Source organism: Desulforamulus ruminis DSM 2154 (assembly GCF_000215085.1).
GTDB classification, from domain to species: domain Bacteria; phylum Bacillota; class Desulfotomaculia; order Desulfotomaculales; family Desulfotomaculaceae; genus Desulfotomaculum; species Desulfotomaculum ruminis.
This window is the reverse complement of record NC_015589.1, coordinates 1,124,827-1,139,131: the sequence shown is the minus strand read 5'-3', so window position 1 is coordinate 1,139,131 and position 14,305 is coordinate 1,124,827. Positions and strand designations below refer to the sequence as shown.

The 14,305-nt window shown below is 52.4% G+C and carries 13 protein-coding genes; all 13 read right to left on the bottom strand.

Translation table 11 applies throughout. The features are described 5' to 3' along the window. Nucleotide 1: 1 nt before the first annotated feature. From DESRU_RS05620 to DESRU_RS05565, 13 genes are read right to left on the bottom strand one after another with little or no spacing between them, the layout of a single operon-like run. On the bottom strand, nt 2-4,234 hold the full coding sequence (locus DESRU_RS05620; protein WP_013841149.1) for an LPD38 domain-containing protein: 4,233 nt from the start codon (nt 4,232-4,234) through the stop codon (nt 2-4). Between the two features lie 9 nt (nt 4,235-4,243). Then, nucleotides 4,244-5,671, bottom strand: a complete 1,428-nt coding sequence (locus DESRU_RS05615; protein WP_013841148.1) for a hypothetical protein — start codon at nt 5,669-5,671, stop codon at nt 4,244-4,246. Between the two features lie 11 nt (nt 5,672-5,682). Then, on the bottom strand, nt 5,683-6,525 hold the full coding sequence (locus tag DESRU_RS05610) for a hypothetical protein (protein WP_013841147.1): 843 nt from the start codon (nt 6,523-6,525) through the stop codon (nt 5,683-5,685). Between the two features lie 46 nt (nt 6,526-6,571). Next, on the bottom strand, nt 6,572-7,198 hold the full coding sequence (locus tag DESRU_RS05605) for a hypothetical protein (protein ID WP_013841146.1): 627 nt from the start codon (nt 7,196-7,198) through the stop codon (nt 6,572-6,574). A 57-nt stretch (nt 7,199-7,255) separates the two neighbouring features. Further along, nucleotides 7,256-7,420 carry a hypothetical protein gene (locus DESRU_RS20740; RefSeq protein ID WP_013841145.1) on the bottom strand — a complete coding sequence of 55 codons (165 nt, stop codon included), beginning with the start codon at nt 7,418-7,420 and terminating at the stop codon, nt 7,256-7,258. A gap of 18 nt (nt 7,421-7,438) precedes the next feature. After that, nucleotides 7,439-8,719 carry a hypothetical protein gene (locus DESRU_RS20735; RefSeq protein WP_013841144.1) on the bottom strand — a complete coding sequence of 427 codons (1,281 nt, stop codon included), beginning with the start codon at nt 8,717-8,719 and terminating at the stop codon, nt 7,439-7,441. Nucleotides 8,720-8,728: 9 nt separating this feature from the next. After that, nucleotides 8,729-10,702 carry a hypothetical protein gene (locus tag DESRU_RS05595; protein WP_013841143.1) on the bottom strand — a complete coding sequence of 658 codons (1,974 nt, stop codon included), beginning with the start codon at nt 10,700-10,702 and terminating at the stop codon, nt 8,729-8,731. Between the two features lie 23 nt (nt 10,703-10,725). Beyond that, a complete protein-coding gene (locus DESRU_RS05590) occupies nt 10,726-11,112 on the bottom strand; it encodes a phage tail fiber protein (RefSeq protein WP_013841142.1) in 387 nt (128 codons plus the stop codon). Between the two features lie 15 nt (nt 11,113-11,127). Continuing rightward, nucleotides 11,128-11,430, bottom strand: coding sequence for a hypothetical protein (locus DESRU_RS05585; protein WP_013841141.1), 303 nt, complete (start codon nt 11,428-11,430; stop codon nt 11,128-11,130). Then, the gene (locus tag DESRU_RS05580) at nt 11,430-12,044 is read right to left on the bottom strand and encodes a hypothetical protein (RefSeq protein ID WP_013841140.1); all 615 of its coding nucleotides are present in this window, start codon (nt 12,042-12,044) and stop codon (nt 11,430-11,432) included. Before DESRU_RS05580 ends, DESRU_RS05585 begins: the two co-directional genes overlap by 1 nt. A 3-nt stretch (nt 12,045-12,047) precedes the next feature. After that, complete coding sequence (locus DESRU_RS05575; RefSeq protein ID WP_013841139.1) at nt 12,048-12,383, bottom strand: hypothetical protein; 336 nt, start codon at nt 12,381-12,383, stop codon at nt 12,048-12,050. Between the two features lie 49 nt (nt 12,384-12,432). Next, nucleotides 12,433-13,371, bottom strand: a complete 939-nt coding sequence (locus DESRU_RS05570; RefSeq protein ID WP_013841138.1) for a N4-gp56 family major capsid protein — start codon at nt 13,369-13,371, stop codon at nt 12,433-12,435. Between the two features lie 11 nt (nt 13,372-13,382). Continuing rightward, nucleotides 13,383-14,237 carry a hypothetical protein gene (locus DESRU_RS05565; RefSeq protein WP_013841137.1) on the bottom strand — a complete coding sequence of 285 codons (855 nt, stop codon included), beginning with the start codon at nt 14,235-14,237 and terminating at the stop codon, nt 13,383-13,385. Between the last annotated feature and the right edge of the window lie 68 nt (nt 14,238-14,305).

Here is a 14,305-nt window from a genome sequence, read left to right as displayed (position 1 = left end):
CCTAAATCCCCTCTCTTTTTAACGCCTTTCGGGCGACATTCACACTCTGTTTATCCAGCGCATCCAGGGCCGCCCGTTTTCTCTCGGGCGTCATGGTGCGGTTATTCTGAATCTCCCTTTCCTTCTTCCTGAGTTCCGACAATTGCTCACTAAACCGCCGCAGCCGGCTCAGTTCCGCCGGCGGAGTCTTGGCTTTCCCGGCCTGCCTGGCTGTGCTGTAACTGCGCTCCAGTTCCCCTAACCGGTCGTAAAAATCATCAATACTCTGACTGCCGGCATAAGGGGTTACGGTAAAGGCCTTAATCCCCGGATATTCGGTGATATCCTTCTTAGGCCTGGGGATACCATCCCCTTCCATACCTGTGCTAACTAGCTGCGTAGCATATCGCCCTAAGCCCCCACCATAACCTTGTATTAGATGTTCCACTTTCCGGGGTGAGGTGTTGGTGGCTTTCCCTACGGCCTTGGCCAGCTCGGTGGTATAAGGTCCATACTGCTGCCAGGGCTCCAGGTTCTGTTCCCGCTGGGGCACAATAGGCCGATCCGTAAACATGGAATAGTTGGATGCCACTTCATAGGCCGGAGTCAAAGCCGTAGGCCGCACATCCGGAAGAAGATCCTTCAGGGTTTCCCCAAACCCCTTGAAGGCATCTTCCTTCCCGTCCATCTGGGCTAAAATTCGCTCCGGAAGCGTTCCGAAGAGAACCCCTAGTTCAAACGGTTTAGGAATGCGTAATACATGATCATCCGTCAATACGATCCAAAAGAGATCCTTCTGCCACTGGGGCAACTCCTGATACCGAGGATCATCTTTATTTCTCTCATAAAGGATAACGGACGGTAAAGTTATGGATACCAAGGACTTAATAGTACTTCCCACCGGATTGGCCTTAAACTGACGAATGGCCTTATCCATGCCCTGAACCTGGGCGTTGAGGAAAGCCGTAATGCGGTTCCAGTTCTTCATCTGATACCCCATCCGGCCAAAGTCCAGGGTCACTTCCCGGGAAGCCAAAGCCGCTTCCATGGGGGTGGCCCCTTTCTTAATCCCCTTCCCGAACTCGCCTAAGCGCGTCCCCAGCTCTCCATATTCTGTTAAGGTTCGAAGCATATCTAAATAGGTTTTGGGGTTAAAGGGCATGGCCGCTATATCCTTGGCGCTCTTTCGCATGAGCTGCCGGAGGTTCCTTTGCAAATATTCTCGGTCCAGACTAACCAAGGTGGACATAGCTCCTCCTGAATTCATCCACTGCCAGTACACTTCATCCTTTTTCACTGCATGAAAAAGTCCCCGGAGGGTATCCACCACGGGGACAAAGCCGTATTTGGAATTCACAAAGGCGGAAAACTGGTCCCGGACCACGTTCCGGGGGATGAAGTCCGGCGACAACACCGCCCCAGCCCGAAGGGTACTGGCTGGAAAGGACAGCAGCTTTACCACCGTGCTCATGCTCTCCGTATCCAGGGCCAACATGGCCCGGTAGAGGTCCGGCTGCAGTTGATATTGTTCCGGCTGGCCGTTGCGGTAGATGGTCAACACGTTTTCCTTGGCGGAGCGGTTGCCGCCCACTTTCTCCGCCAGCCAGCCCATTCCTTCGTGCTTCTCGGCCAGTTCGGCCAACTGCCGGCCTACTTTGTTTTTCTCCGCCAACTGGGTGAACAGATAGGTATTCTTCACAATAGACTCTAGGGGGTCAATGATATCCCTTTGGCTGCCCTTCATCCGTTTGATGGGATTCTTTAGGTTGGCATACCCCTTCCCAGTCAGAAAGCCCAGGGCCGCTTCCGGATTTTCCGGAAACTCCCGGTAAAAGGGTACATAGTTGGGATACTTCTCCCGCATGGCCTTCACAGACTGAGGTGTCATTACTCCGGCCTCTACCAATTGATTTAAGACTGCATCCTGGTATTTAACTAAATCCTCCAATGCCTGCCGGTACTGGAGCGGAGCACCGGCCACCACCGCATCGGCGTCTTCTTTTCGAATCCCGGTGGACATTTTTTGGGCGTTGATCTCCTGGGCATGCTTGGCTACAATGTACCGGCGGAAGCCAGCTAAATCCTTCTCCACCGGTCTTAGGATTTCTTTGAGCCCCTTGCCTACTTTATTCCCCGCCCCATCCAACACGCCATAATTGAGGAGGGTTTCCGCTTTTCCCACCCAGCCCCGGGCCGTTCTGGCCAACTCAAAGGGACTTTCCGCTGCTGAAAGATTCGGGTTCAGTTCTTTTGTCGCCCGGCGCAACGGGTCCAAGTCATCCACCAAGCCGGCATAAAGTTTCTTTGCCTGCTCGGGGACGTTCTTTAATCCGCTGATCTGCTGCCGGAGGGTTTTCTCTCCGGTAGAGATCACGCCGTCCACCCGGGCCTCGGGTGATTGGTTATACCAAGTTTCAATACCCTTTCGGGCCTGCAGCAGCACCCTTTGAATGTCCTTGTTCTTCCCCACCACTTCTTCAAAGGCCCGGTAATATCCAGGGGCCAATCTTGCCGCCTGAACGGTGTCGGTCAGGTACAGCCGCATAAACTCCGCCACACCCTCAGCCCGGACCTGCTCAGGTGTATACGAGGACCGGGAAGAAGCCCGGCCCAGCTTCATGAGTTCCCCATCGTGAGCTGGATTCTGCAGCCCCAGCCGTTTATCCAGAACGTGCCCCACCTCGTGGGCAATGGTAGGCAAGTCGTTGGCCGTCCGGCTGCGGATGACCTCGGGACGGGTCTTGAATACGCCCAGGACCTGGCCGCCGGCAGTGGGATAACGCCCAGTACGAATGGGCACCTCCAGCTTTTCTTTGAGGAGCTTCACAATATCGCTGCGCTTCACGGCTCCCTGGGAGGATGAACCGTAAGCAGGGCCGCCCCGGGAAATTCTAAAAAGATCCCCCTCCGGGTTGTTGACATCTTTTAACCCAGGCTTTATATTGGAGTTGGAAGAAGTCAGGCTGCTGCCAGTTTCGGACGTATGGAGCGGAGTGGTAGAAATATCACTATAATCCGTAGCAGAAGGCTTCTTCCACATTGTTTTACCTTGTAAAATTTTGTTCTTCGAGAAAACTACCTCCACATAATAAACCGTGCCATTCACTCGTTTTCTATAAATAATAGAAGGTTTCCCGTTTCCCCGTAAAAGATCATCCGGACTATTAATGATATCTGGAATCGCTTTTAGATCCTTATCCGTAACAGGGATTTGCCCCCGCTTAGCCTCTACTGCTGCATTTCCGTGCCTTTTAATAGCGTGCCATAAATCCTGATTACTTAACTGATGGGTATACCCGGAAACGTCAAAACCGGTTAACTCTTTTATTCTCGCTGCTTCTTCATCTGTTACTTTCCTTAGCGGTAGGGTTTTAGCTTCCTTCCGTGTTACCATTGCCTCGTCGATAAACCGATTGACATCCTCCCTGCCCGTAGGCTTAACCATGGCCTGAATTTCTGGAAGCTTGGGCGTCGGCATCGGTTCCAGTCTCGGGGGCTCGATTAAGGCCCCGCTGCGCTGCCCGGGCAACGGAGGAGAAAGATCCAAATTTCGCAGGGTTTCCATAGCGTTGGCCTTGCTGAGGGTATTATAGGCCAGGCCGGCTCCTTTTAAGGCCACATCCCCACCAGCAAAGAGCGCCGCATTCAGAGCGGTATTCCGGGCAATCTCATTGGGAGACATTCCGCTGCCCAACCCCTCCAGGGCTCCATAGGCACCCCCGGCCAAGCCGCCGGTTAAACCGGTCTGGGCTAATCTCCCCACCGTACTAGTGGCCTCCGGCAGCCGCCCGGTGACCTTTCCCATGGCTCCATACAGCTTAGATACCGGCAGGACACTACCGCTTAACTCCCCGGCTCCTCGGATAATTCCCTGAGCTCGGGTTTGCGGCTCCGGTGCAGCCTGCCCCATCCACCGGTCAAACCTTGGCAGCAGACCAAAGGAAATGGCGTCGTCAAATCCGGAATAAAACTGCTCCAAGCCGCGGTAGAGAGCATTGTCCGGCTTCTGGGTATCGCTCTGGACTCGGAAATTAAACAGGGCTTTATTCACTACCGGATGAGCCTTGGCGAACTCCGGGGAGAGCCCCGGAGCCACCGGATTGGGAATTTCCTTTTGGGTCTCCTGGTCCAGTTTGCGAAAATCCGCCACCGAAGTGGGGGCGGCCTTCTGCTGTTCCTTCTTTTTCTTCGCCTTGTTTGCTACACCGGCCTCACTATTAATTAACGTCAACCAATCATTCTTTGAAAGGGACATCTTTGCCACCTACTTCCAAGTGGATAAATTTTGCATTAGCGCCTCTTCGGTGGGGTACATCTTATACAGCTTATCCAGCACCGCACTCCCCACACTGGCACTGATCTGGCCGCTCTCGACCTCTCGCTGAATCTGCGCCGCAAAATCAACCGGGCGCATGAAAGAACTCATGCGGGACTGGATAATGGCGTCCGCCTGCGTAGAGGCTGAAGGGGTTTTAGTGGTGGTACTGCTGCTTCGACTGCTGCTCGGACGGTTGGCGGCCGCAATGCGCTGCAGTTCTAAAGCCTGTTGGGCCTCAATCTGAGCCCGCTTATATTCCAGATCCATATCCTGCAGAGCTTTGTTATAAGGTGAATTGTACATTTCCTTCTCCCAGTCCAAAGCCGCCTGCTGCTGGGCTAGGGCCTGCTGCTGATACCAGTTGCTTAGATAATCGCTCCGCAGTTGATCCTGCCGGCTGTACCACTGATTCACCGCGTTCAGGGTTGGGGTCCAGGTCTCGTTTCCGTCGCTGGTAATGGTGAAATTAGGCTGCATCTGCTGGAAGGGCTGGTATTGGAAGAGGTTTTGCGGATCAATGTAGGGTACAGGCACTTCAGGATATTTGGTTTCAATCTCTGGGAGTGAAACAGTTGGCATTGAAAAAGTTTTATCTAACTGCGGGGTGGAACCGCTAGTCAATTCCATAAGCCTTTTGGTTATGCTCGGGTCAAAGTAGGCTTTGTCCCCTTGCAGAGAATAGGCATCCTTGTTAAACGTCCCTAATACATTGTTATTTGTCTTGTCATATACGTGGATATTGCCATTGTCGTATTGCACCCCATATCCTCGAGACTCAAACGTATCCCGCAAAGGCAGCAGATTACTCACTGAAGGTAGCGTTGGCAAAGTTGGTGTTGTCTTACTAATCGTTGGGACTGTAGGGGCAGCTTTTTGAGGTAAGGTTGGCGCCGTTGGATATTGACTAGCTAAGCTATTGGTAGCCGATGGACTGGCATTGTAAACGTAATTGCTATAGGCCGTCTTTGGTGTTGCCGGTGTTGGAGCGGTTATCAAGCCGCCCAGATAACTACCGCCACCGGAAACCCCGCTGCCATTGCCAAAGGGCGTTGCCCCGGAGATAGGTAAATTATAACGGTTCCCCTTTGCATCTTTAGCGTACCCGCCGCCATAACTGCCGCTGTAACTGTAGACATTCCCGTCCCCACTATATTGCTTCGCGGTATTGTAGTCACTAACTACATGAGTAAAACCGTATTTGTCCTTGTAGGCATACCCTGAACTACCTCCCCCGCCGGAGGAACCGCCGCTGCTTTTGGATTTGCTGCTGGAGCCTGAACCGCTGGAGCCGGAGGAGGAACCGGAACTGCTTTTCTTCGGGGAAAGTCCATTAGCCTCCCGAAAGGCTTTTTCACTACCGTATGGATCTGCCATTGGCTCACCTCCTACTTATACCATTGGTTATAAAACTGGTTCAAAAAGTCCCCGGGTTTATAGTCTTTGGGCATGCCAAAGTTCCCAGTCTGGGCGGCATAATCGGACAGGTTGCCCCAGGCAAAACCGGCCAAGGCTAAGGAATTTTGCAACTGCTGATTATAATAATCCTCATACTGTAGGGGGGCCTGTAACCCGGCAGCGGCAATTTGATTGGCCAGAGCCTCCTGCAAAGCCCTCTGGCTGTCACTGTACTGCTGTCCATAGAGCTGCTCCTGTTTGGTCAGGTTATTTAAATCGCCCATGTACGTCTGCTCCAGCTCGGCGCTCCGGTTGCCAATGGCCCCCAGGGAATTGGCCCGGGCCTGCTCCAGTTCCGCCAGCCGGTTGGCCATCTGAGCGTTAAAAAGCCCCTCCTGCCGATTTACGTCCCCGATTTCCGCCGCTCGTTGGTTTTGGATTCCCGCCTGACCGGACAGAAAAGAACCGCCCCGGGAAAGCCCCTTGGCGGCCATCAATTCACTGAGTTTTCGGGCAGACTGAGCAGCGTTCACACTGGCAGCGTTCCGGCTCTGCTGATAGAGCGGTGTTTGGGCTGCTTTCTGCTCGTTAATGCTGTTGGCCCCTGCCGAATAGTCTGCCTGGGCTTGATCCCGAAGCTCATTTAGGCGGTTGCCACCCTGGGTATAGGCATTCTGGATACTGGTGCGGCTCGAATCAAACCCTAACCGGTTCCGGTCATAGGCCTGCTGCAGTGCGGTTTTTTGGGCATCGTATTGATTTTGGTAGGTCTTTTGTGCGTATTCATTTTGCTGTTGAATATATTGGTCCCGGGTTAACGGGGTGTAGGCCATCCTTCATTCCTCCTTTCAGGCATAAGAAAAGAACCCTGGAGGGTTCTTAGTTTGGTTTATATTTATTTTGACTCGTAACAATTCCATCAATCATCCATTGCGGTGCATTTAATTGCGTAAGTATGTTTATATCGTGACCATAGGCTTCATACTCTAAAGCATTCTCTGTCATTACGCGGTTAAACCCCCACCCAAACTGCATAGCATGCACCGTTTCATGCACTATAGTAGCGGCAACATAGACAGGAATAAACCTATCTGAGTCATAAAGCTCTCTTGTAAGGTACACTTGCCTACCACCGTTATTGTGACCATCCCTGCCTTGCTGTTCAGATAATTCTATAGTATCTACATACTGGCAAAGATTCACATAACTCACAGGTTCATTTTCCCTTAATAACCCTATCGCCTGCCCTACTACCTCCTGAAAATGGCTATCCCCGATAATCTGCGGCTCTTTTAGTTGTTGCCAGATTTTCACGGCACCATCTTCAAAACCAACCTCGTAGCCTATTGCTTCAGCGGTAGGTTGAACTGGAACATAAACCATTCCATCCTGCTCAATGGTTTGAGCATTCGGATACAACGCTCCATTAATAATCAGCGCCGGTCCCGCCCAGGAAGGCAACGCAAAGGACAGCACCAATACCATGGCCAATAAAAACTTCCGCATAAAACATACCTCCTCCGTTACTTAGGAGGTATATTCAGCATTGTGCAGGATTTTCCTTTATGCAGAATCTAAAAATTTTTCACCGTCCCACTGCTTGCCCAGTAAATCAGGATTAAATTCCTCTATAAGGACCATATAGGGGAGATCGGTAACACCGGATAGCCTAGATAATCCAACACAAATATTTTGTTCATCTAATTGAGCGTATATATACACAATCATACAACTCCTTTAAGAGTATTAGGTAAAGCTAACAACAAACCACGCGCGTTTCCATGGCTCGCTGTAACGACCAAAACGCAGTTCAGTAGGACTATAAAAATAGGCATTACATTCAATGTCCGCCGTATTGACTTGGCTACTACCTGCTTTTACGCACGTTGACGTAATTATAAAAGATTTGGATGTGTCTACAGCAGTTATTGTGGGGTTTGTCGTGGAGTATCCGCTTTGCACCGTTACGCCCTCGGAAAATTCAACCACATAAATGTTACCTGTTCCATAAAAAATGCTATTTTCTATACTCCCTCTTTCCAGCTCTATTACAGTGGAATCCCTAAAATAGGCTGTACAACCATGCAGAGGGGCGCTACGCTCGGAGGAAATAACGTTATTCAGGATAAATGCTTTTGTCGTATCAACGGCAGTAGGAATTGTAACAGCAGCCGTTTGGTATCTCCCAAACAAATTACTAACCGGTATTACCTGAATACTTTTTAGTTTTACTCCGGCTAAATTACCAATGACACCAAAAATGTCAACTCCATTCCGGATATTTGCCGGTAACAAATTCGGGCTACCTTGTACAACACCGCTACCAGAATGGTATCCGGCCTGGATCGTCTGGTTCGTCGTTCCTGGCGTAATGCTTACTGCCCCCCGGTTGGGCATGGTGCCTGGCGTCCCGGCAATAGTGCTCCCGGTCAGCACCTTTGAAGCGTCAAAGGTGACCGCCGCTACCTGGCCGCTGCCATTGTGGTATCCTGCCTGGATGGTCTGTGCCGACGCACTGGGCGTAATCGAAACCGCCCCTCGATTGGGCATAGTACCGGTCAAAGTGGAGCCGGTGCTATTGATGAACGTTTTCCCACTGAGCACATCCCCAACCACCGCCGTTCCTGCAGGGGTTACCCCGGTGTTGATCTCTCCAATTTTCCCTGCTAGCTGACCAAAAGTGTCGCTGCCACTCGCGGGCACCCCTTTGTCAGTGATGGCGGCAGCGACCTGGTTTTTCCCATCACTGACAGAGGTAAAAAGCTCCTCCAGGGCTCCTTCCACATTGGTTGCGGTGAAATGGTTTCCTGTATCTGTAATAGGGATAGACTCCGCACCTTTATTATCTATTTGCTGTATTTGCTGCTTCGCCTGAAGAATCTCCGGAACCAAACTGCTGTTAATATAATTCCGGATTTCGTTCCCTCGACTATCAAACTTCTCCTTATTAGCCGCCGGCGAATCCACCAACTTATCCGGCTGTTCCATATGCTTGAAGGTAAAGTCTGGCATACTGCTTAACGCCATAAAAACCACCTACTTCACTTTTTTTCGTAAACTGTACTGCAACGATTGGGCTAACAGGGAAATGCCCTGATCCGGATGGGCATTTCCAACCTGCCACTGCAGGTATTCCCCTTTGTAGCCGATTTTTTCACTTTGGGCGGAAGGGTACGGTAAGGTTCCAAAGCTAAATGTATCGTAGGAAATGCTGCCATAATCAAAGACCCCCTGAGCCTCCAGAATCAAACCAATCTCTTCCCATCCCTGGTCGGTCATCACCGTCAGAACATGATTCCCTTCCGGTTGTCCGCCAAAGGTCAGATTTAGCCGCTCAAATTCCTTAATCCAATCCCTTCCCCCCACAAAGAGTAAAGGAGATGTCCAGTAAGCCGGAATGGGCTGGTCATCGTCCAAATGGCGTTTGGTAGATCGGTAAATTACTCCGGTAAATCGGTCTCCCAAAAGCAGTTCATCCCCCCGCTCCATAAACTGGGCGGCTCTTCCCGGTATCCCGTCATAGGGATACCAGCAGGCGATATTTGGCAGGCTGGAATAGCGTAAATCCAGCACATACACCCGATCCCCAATGTGCAAGAGGTATTTATCCTCATACACAATGGCATGGGCCTGTTTCAATTCCTCCAGTGAATGATCCAGAATTCCCATACCAATGCCGTTCTTGCCGTTAATGTTCTTCGAGACCATCCAAGTATTCCACTGCCCCCGGACCGTGTTGGGCTGGCTCCAGGTCACCCCTTCCCGGGCCAAGGCCAGCAACCCGTCCTGAGCCGGCCAAACCGACCGGGGCGCAATGCAGCCATACTCATCATTGACCGGCAGCGTAGGGAAGGTAATCTTCCCCTGATCGTCCGGCCCCTCGATCCAGGTATAAAAGCGGCTGCGCTCCTTGAAGGTGAACAACGCGTCTGCCACCTTGCCAAAACCCGTAATGGCTTCGTTGTCCGCTCCAATGGGTTCCCAGGCGTCCTCCGGCCAATAGGTAGGATCCTCCAGGCCGCTGCTGTAGCGAATATTGGGCTCTTCCGGATGGCCGGCCAAATGGACTCGGGTGTCCGCCATCCCTCCGTAAAGCACCGGCAGGGTGCAGTTCAAAATATGACCCGGATCCATCATGCCGGTTTTGGTGCAGCGGATCCTCAGGGTATCCGTTCCCTTGGCCGGAGCCACGGGGAAAGTCACCGTGGCAAAGGGTTTTGCATGGGTGACAGTCCGGTCCACAGTGAGCCCCACCCCTTCCGTATAGGTGATCACGCCTTCAGGAGTATCCTCCTCCGCCGTCACCAATACGTCGTCAGAAGGGGCAAAACTCACCGGGAAGGTGACCGCCTCCCCGTCGGGGCTGTAACTATCTATCCAGGAGTCGGAGAGATAATTCAAAGTTTCATAAATAGCGCCGGGTGCATCAGCGCTGCCCGCCAATGTCAGCGTAGGGACATAGGCAATATCCCGAACATGGCCCGAATTCGCCCCATCGGTCCAAATAAAATCCTGGCCATTAATCATATAGCATCGGTTGCCCATGGTGAAAAACGCCGTTTGCCGGTCAGCCAGGCCGGTTAACAGGGCCTTGGCGGAGCGGCAAGAAAGCTTCGCGGTAGAAGGCATAACCGAATGCCCCATAAATGCCAATACGGTTGCACAATCCACCTTGGCCCTGCTTTTCATAACGGACCTGCCTATATAGGCTTTCACAGTTTCTATCAGTATAGAAGACGATGTTTCCAAACTCGCCATTCCTATAAAAGCTGTAACCCCATTGACCACCACCTCCGCTTGACTGGCCATTTCCACTCGGGCAAACATTTTCAGTAGAGTATCCACAGTAATCCCGGCGTGCCCGGACAGAACTGCTGAGCGGACCCGGATCTCTTCGTCCACCTGTAGCTCTGCCATACCCGTCAAGCTGGTCTCTGTAAAGGAAGCCTGATTAATATTTCGATAAGTGAAATCACCGTAGTCAATAAAGTCATAACCGAAGAAATACAAAAGTTTCCCTCCTTCCCAGAGGGTTAATCCAGCGTGACCATTAGTCCCCCTTCGAGGATAATTAGCTGGTTGTCAATGTTAATTGCTCGAGGTGTATTCAGATCCCCGTAAAATAATAGATTGCCGTCTGTTTCAGCATCATAAAGGCCAATGTGCGTCACCGTCCCCCAATTTCCGGTAGCTACCGGAAAAGCCAGGTCCGCATTGTTGACCGCAGCCCCGTTGTCCGGCGTGTCAAAGGTCACCGGTTTTCGGGTGTAGCCTCCTCCGGAAACCTCCGTCCCGGTATCTGCGTCCGTGGGGTCGGAAATAAATAGGGCAGCATAGATAACGCTGGGTGGGGTGTAAGGGATTCCCCGAAGCGTGCAATTAATCAGTGCGTTTTCAAGATAGTTGGACATCTTCGCCATGGTTTCAATCCCTCCTTAACCGTCAATCTCCCAAAGTTTGCCGTCTTGAACCACCAGTAAGATGGGCTTTTCCTGGCCCACCTTCCGAAATTCATACAGTCCCCGGATGGGTTGGCTTCCTAGCCCTGTTTCCCGGGTAAACCCGTACCGCTTCCCCGGGACCCCGCCGTTATCATAGTTCATATTGAGCATATCGGGGCTTTGGTTTGTGGCTATTTGGTCGGCGGTGACTGATATGTTCATACCACCAGCGAAGCCATCCGGAAAAGCAAAAGGAGCCGGTTTCGGCGGCTCCGCCGGAACATTGTAACGTACCATTAAGCCCACCACCCCAGAGCGTCCGTGATCTCAACGGGCAGCTTGCCGTCATGGATCACCAGATTTTCTTTCTTGGCTTCATACTGGTTAATTAGCATGGTTCCTTTGGTCAGTTCCCCCTCACTGAGCAGCACCTGCCCGGCCACATTGTAAGCCGCAATTCGCGCTGCATCCTCCGGTAAATCGATGGTCTGCGCTTCGTCCGCGGCATCATCCCCGGTGAATATCAGATCTACCGGTCGGCGCACGTAATAGAAACGAATCTCCGAGGGGTGCCGGTTGGGCGCCAGAATTAACCTGCGGTCCGGCGTAATGCGGAATAGTCCCGTCGGAAAAACCTGCTCCAACCGTTGCCCTTGGGTGTACCCGGCATAATTCAGTTCCAGCCAATCCTCCGGCAGGTTGTACTGCAATGGAGAATTCTCATCCGATAGGGAAACCGTGAAAACGCCGGGATTCTTCACAACCTTGGCCAACTCCAGGATGGTGTCCCTAGCAAAGTCCTGGGCTTTAAAAGTGACGTCCTGGGTCTTGGCTTTGGACTGAACCACTCCCCGGCTGGAGTATTCGTCCATCAGCTTAAACACCTGGGCTTTCAGTTGTCCCCAGTTCATGATCTACCTTCTACCTCCCAGGTATCCAGCATCCTCCAGGATCTGGGCTACTGCCTCAGGGACTTCTACCCGGACACCTCGTTTTACCTGATACACATAGCCATTGATACAGACCGGGACACTGTTGTCCTTGGGATTCAGCGGGTCTCCAGGGACCATAATCCGAACCTTCTCCTGGGCCGCCAGTTGCTTGCCGGTTTCATTGGCCATTTGGTCCAGAGCGGAGTCGGTAATGGTGCTGTTTGCCTGTTTCTGCTTTTCTTCCGGGGTTTCGGTCGGAGCTGTGCCACCATAAATTTCCGCATGGGTAGTTACCTTGGATTGTTTCTGATTAGTCATTAGTATCCTCCTCCAAATGGATTGGGAGGGCTGTTATCGCCCTCCCTAATTACTGAGTTGCACCGCACTCGATACGCACGCCGCACAGTTCATTGAGAATCTTGCAGGTGTAAGCCATGACTTTCCAGCCCACCGTAGCCCGCTGGTTCAAGGGGTCTGCCGTACCGGAAGATCCGTGAGACTTCACAATGGTTTCCGGCTTTTTGCTGCCGTTCACGTCCACATCTCCATACCAGTGTTTCCCGAAGATGGTAACGCAGTGGACGTCCGCTCCTTCTGCACCGGCAGCGGGAAATACCCTGGGGTTGTCCGTACGAACAAATTTCACGCCGTACAGGCTGCCGATCTCCCCGGAGAAAATCTGCTCTTTGGCGGAATAGGTGGACACGTCCTTCCACATGGGATCGTCCATCAAATCAAATTCCGTATCAGCGGTAATCAAACCAATATACTTGCCGTTGGCAATGGTGGGAACTTTATTCCGCCGCAGGGTGCGCACTGCTTTCCGAATTTCCAGACCTGTCACCTTATCGGCGGGGGTTAGCTGGTTTCTGGCAGTTTTCCCGTTTGCGTACTGCACACTGGTCCCCGCGGTCAGTACATTTCGGGCTAAGGTATCCATGGTTAACCCGCCCTGTTCGCCTAATAGCTCGGTGGTTTCGGTGATCACCGGGTCAATGCCCTGGAAATCCAGCTTATCACTGACCGTCACATAATCCCCATACTGCTGGGTGGTAGCCGTCACGGCGGTAATGTCTAAGCTGCTACCGTCCGGGGTAACCCCTTCGGTCAAGGGAGTAGTTGCTGCCGGCAGGCTGTTGAACCGTCGGAAGTTCACCGTATCCCCTTCCCGTTTGGGCATGGATTTCTTTTGAGCCCATTTGCCCCAAACCAGCTTCGGAAGCAGGCGTTCTAAAAGGGTCCGGTCGTAAAAGGTTTTCTGCTGGGCGGTTAGGCCGCCATAGGTTTGAATGTTTTCGTTGGCCATTTATATCACTCCTAAAAAGTTACTTGTTCTCCGCTCTTCGCCTTGGCCAAGAGCTTTTCAAATTGATCCTTGGGCAAATCCCAAGCGGAAGTCACCGTAGCCCCGCCCCCTTTGGCCGGTCCGGTACCGGCCTGCTGCCGCTGGCGCATAGCTGCGATAGCCGCCTGCTCTCCCTGGGCTTTGGCCTGTTCCTTGGCGGTCCGGTGGGTCACAATGGCGTAGGCGGCGGCCAGGGGAATGCCCCGCTGTTCCCGCATCTGCCAAACCTCTGGCGGAACTTGATCCGCCTTGGCATCCGGGAAGAGTTCCATAAACTCCGCCGCCTCCTGGTTAAATCGCTGCTGGGATTCAATTTGTTTTTGCTGCTGGGAAAGGTAATGCTGCTGTTGTCTGGCCTGGATAATGGCGGGATGATTCTCCACAAACTGTTCCACTTCCCGGGGGTTCAATCCCTGGGCTTCGGCATACTGTTCCAACTGATTCCGGAACTGCTGCTCCCGGCTGGCTTCTACCGCCTGGGCCCATTGCACCGGAGTCATGCCGTGTCGGGCTGCCTCGGTTTGGGCCATCTTCAGCAAGGGTCCCAACTCCTGGGCCAGCTGCTGCTGAGCCCGTTGATAGGCTTCCTGTTGGATTTTTTCACGCTCTGCAGCCAACCGTTTGGCAAAGGCGGTTTCCACCTTGGGGTCGGGTGACTGCGTTTCCCCCTCCTCTTGCCCGGCGGCGGCATCCTCTTCGCCCGTTTCAAGGGGGTTTTGGGGGTTTTGGGTCTCTTCTTGCTCGACATATCCCTGGTCGGCGGCCCCAGGGGTTTCTACGCCCGTTTCCATGCTTTCGCTGGTTTCTACTTGGCTAAATTCATCCATGGTTTATTCCTCCTTACCAGCCGGCGGCGCTGGCTGATTAACGCCCGTAAGTTTTAGGTAAAAAGAAA

Bases quoted from the DNA above. Each gene is read 5' to 3' on its own strand.
- DESRU_RS20740 (WP_013841145.1), bottom strand. From the start codon at position 7,420: ATGATTGTGTATATATACGCTCAATTAGATGAACAAAATATTTGTGTT.
- DESRU_RS05620 (WP_013841149.1), bottom strand. From the start codon at position 4,234: ATGTCCCTTTCAAAGAATGATTGGTTGACGTTAATTAATAGTGAGGCC.
- DESRU_RS05615 (WP_013841148.1), bottom strand. From the start codon at position 5,671: ATGGCAGATCCATACGGTAGTGAAAAAGCCTTTCGGGAGGCTAATGGA.
- DESRU_RS20735 (WP_013841144.1), bottom strand. From the start codon at position 8,719: ATGGCGTTAAGCAGTATGCCAGACTTTACCTTCAAGCATATGGAACAG.
- DESRU_RS05605 (WP_013841146.1), bottom strand. From the start codon at position 7,198: ATGCGGAAGTTTTTATTGGCCATGGTATTGGTGCTGTCCTTTGCGTTG.
- DESRU_RS05565 (WP_013841137.1), bottom strand. From the start codon at position 14,237: ATGGATGAATTTAGCCAAGTAGAAACCAGCGAAAGCATGGAAACGGGC.
- DESRU_RS05585 (WP_013841141.1), bottom strand. From the start codon at position 11,430: ATGGTACGTTACAATGTTCCGGCGGAGCCGCCGAAACCGGCTCCTTTT.
- DESRU_RS05580 (WP_013841140.1), bottom strand. From the start codon at position 12,044: ATGAACTGGGGACAACTGAAAGCCCAGGTGTTTAAGCTGATGGACGAA.
- DESRU_RS05590 (WP_013841142.1), bottom strand. From the start codon at position 11,112: ATGGCGAAGATGTCCAACTATCTTGAAAACGCACTGATTAATTGCACG.
- DESRU_RS05610 (WP_013841147.1), bottom strand. From the start codon at position 6,525: ATGGCCTACACCCCGTTAACCCGGGACCAATATATTCAACAGCAAAAT.
- DESRU_RS05570 (WP_013841138.1), bottom strand. From the start codon at position 13,371: ATGGCCAACGAAAACATTCAAACCTATGGCGGCCTAACCGCCCAGCAG.
- DESRU_RS05575 (WP_013841139.1), bottom strand. From the start codon at position 12,383: ATGACTAATCAGAAACAATCCAAGGTAACTACCCATGCGGAAATTTAT.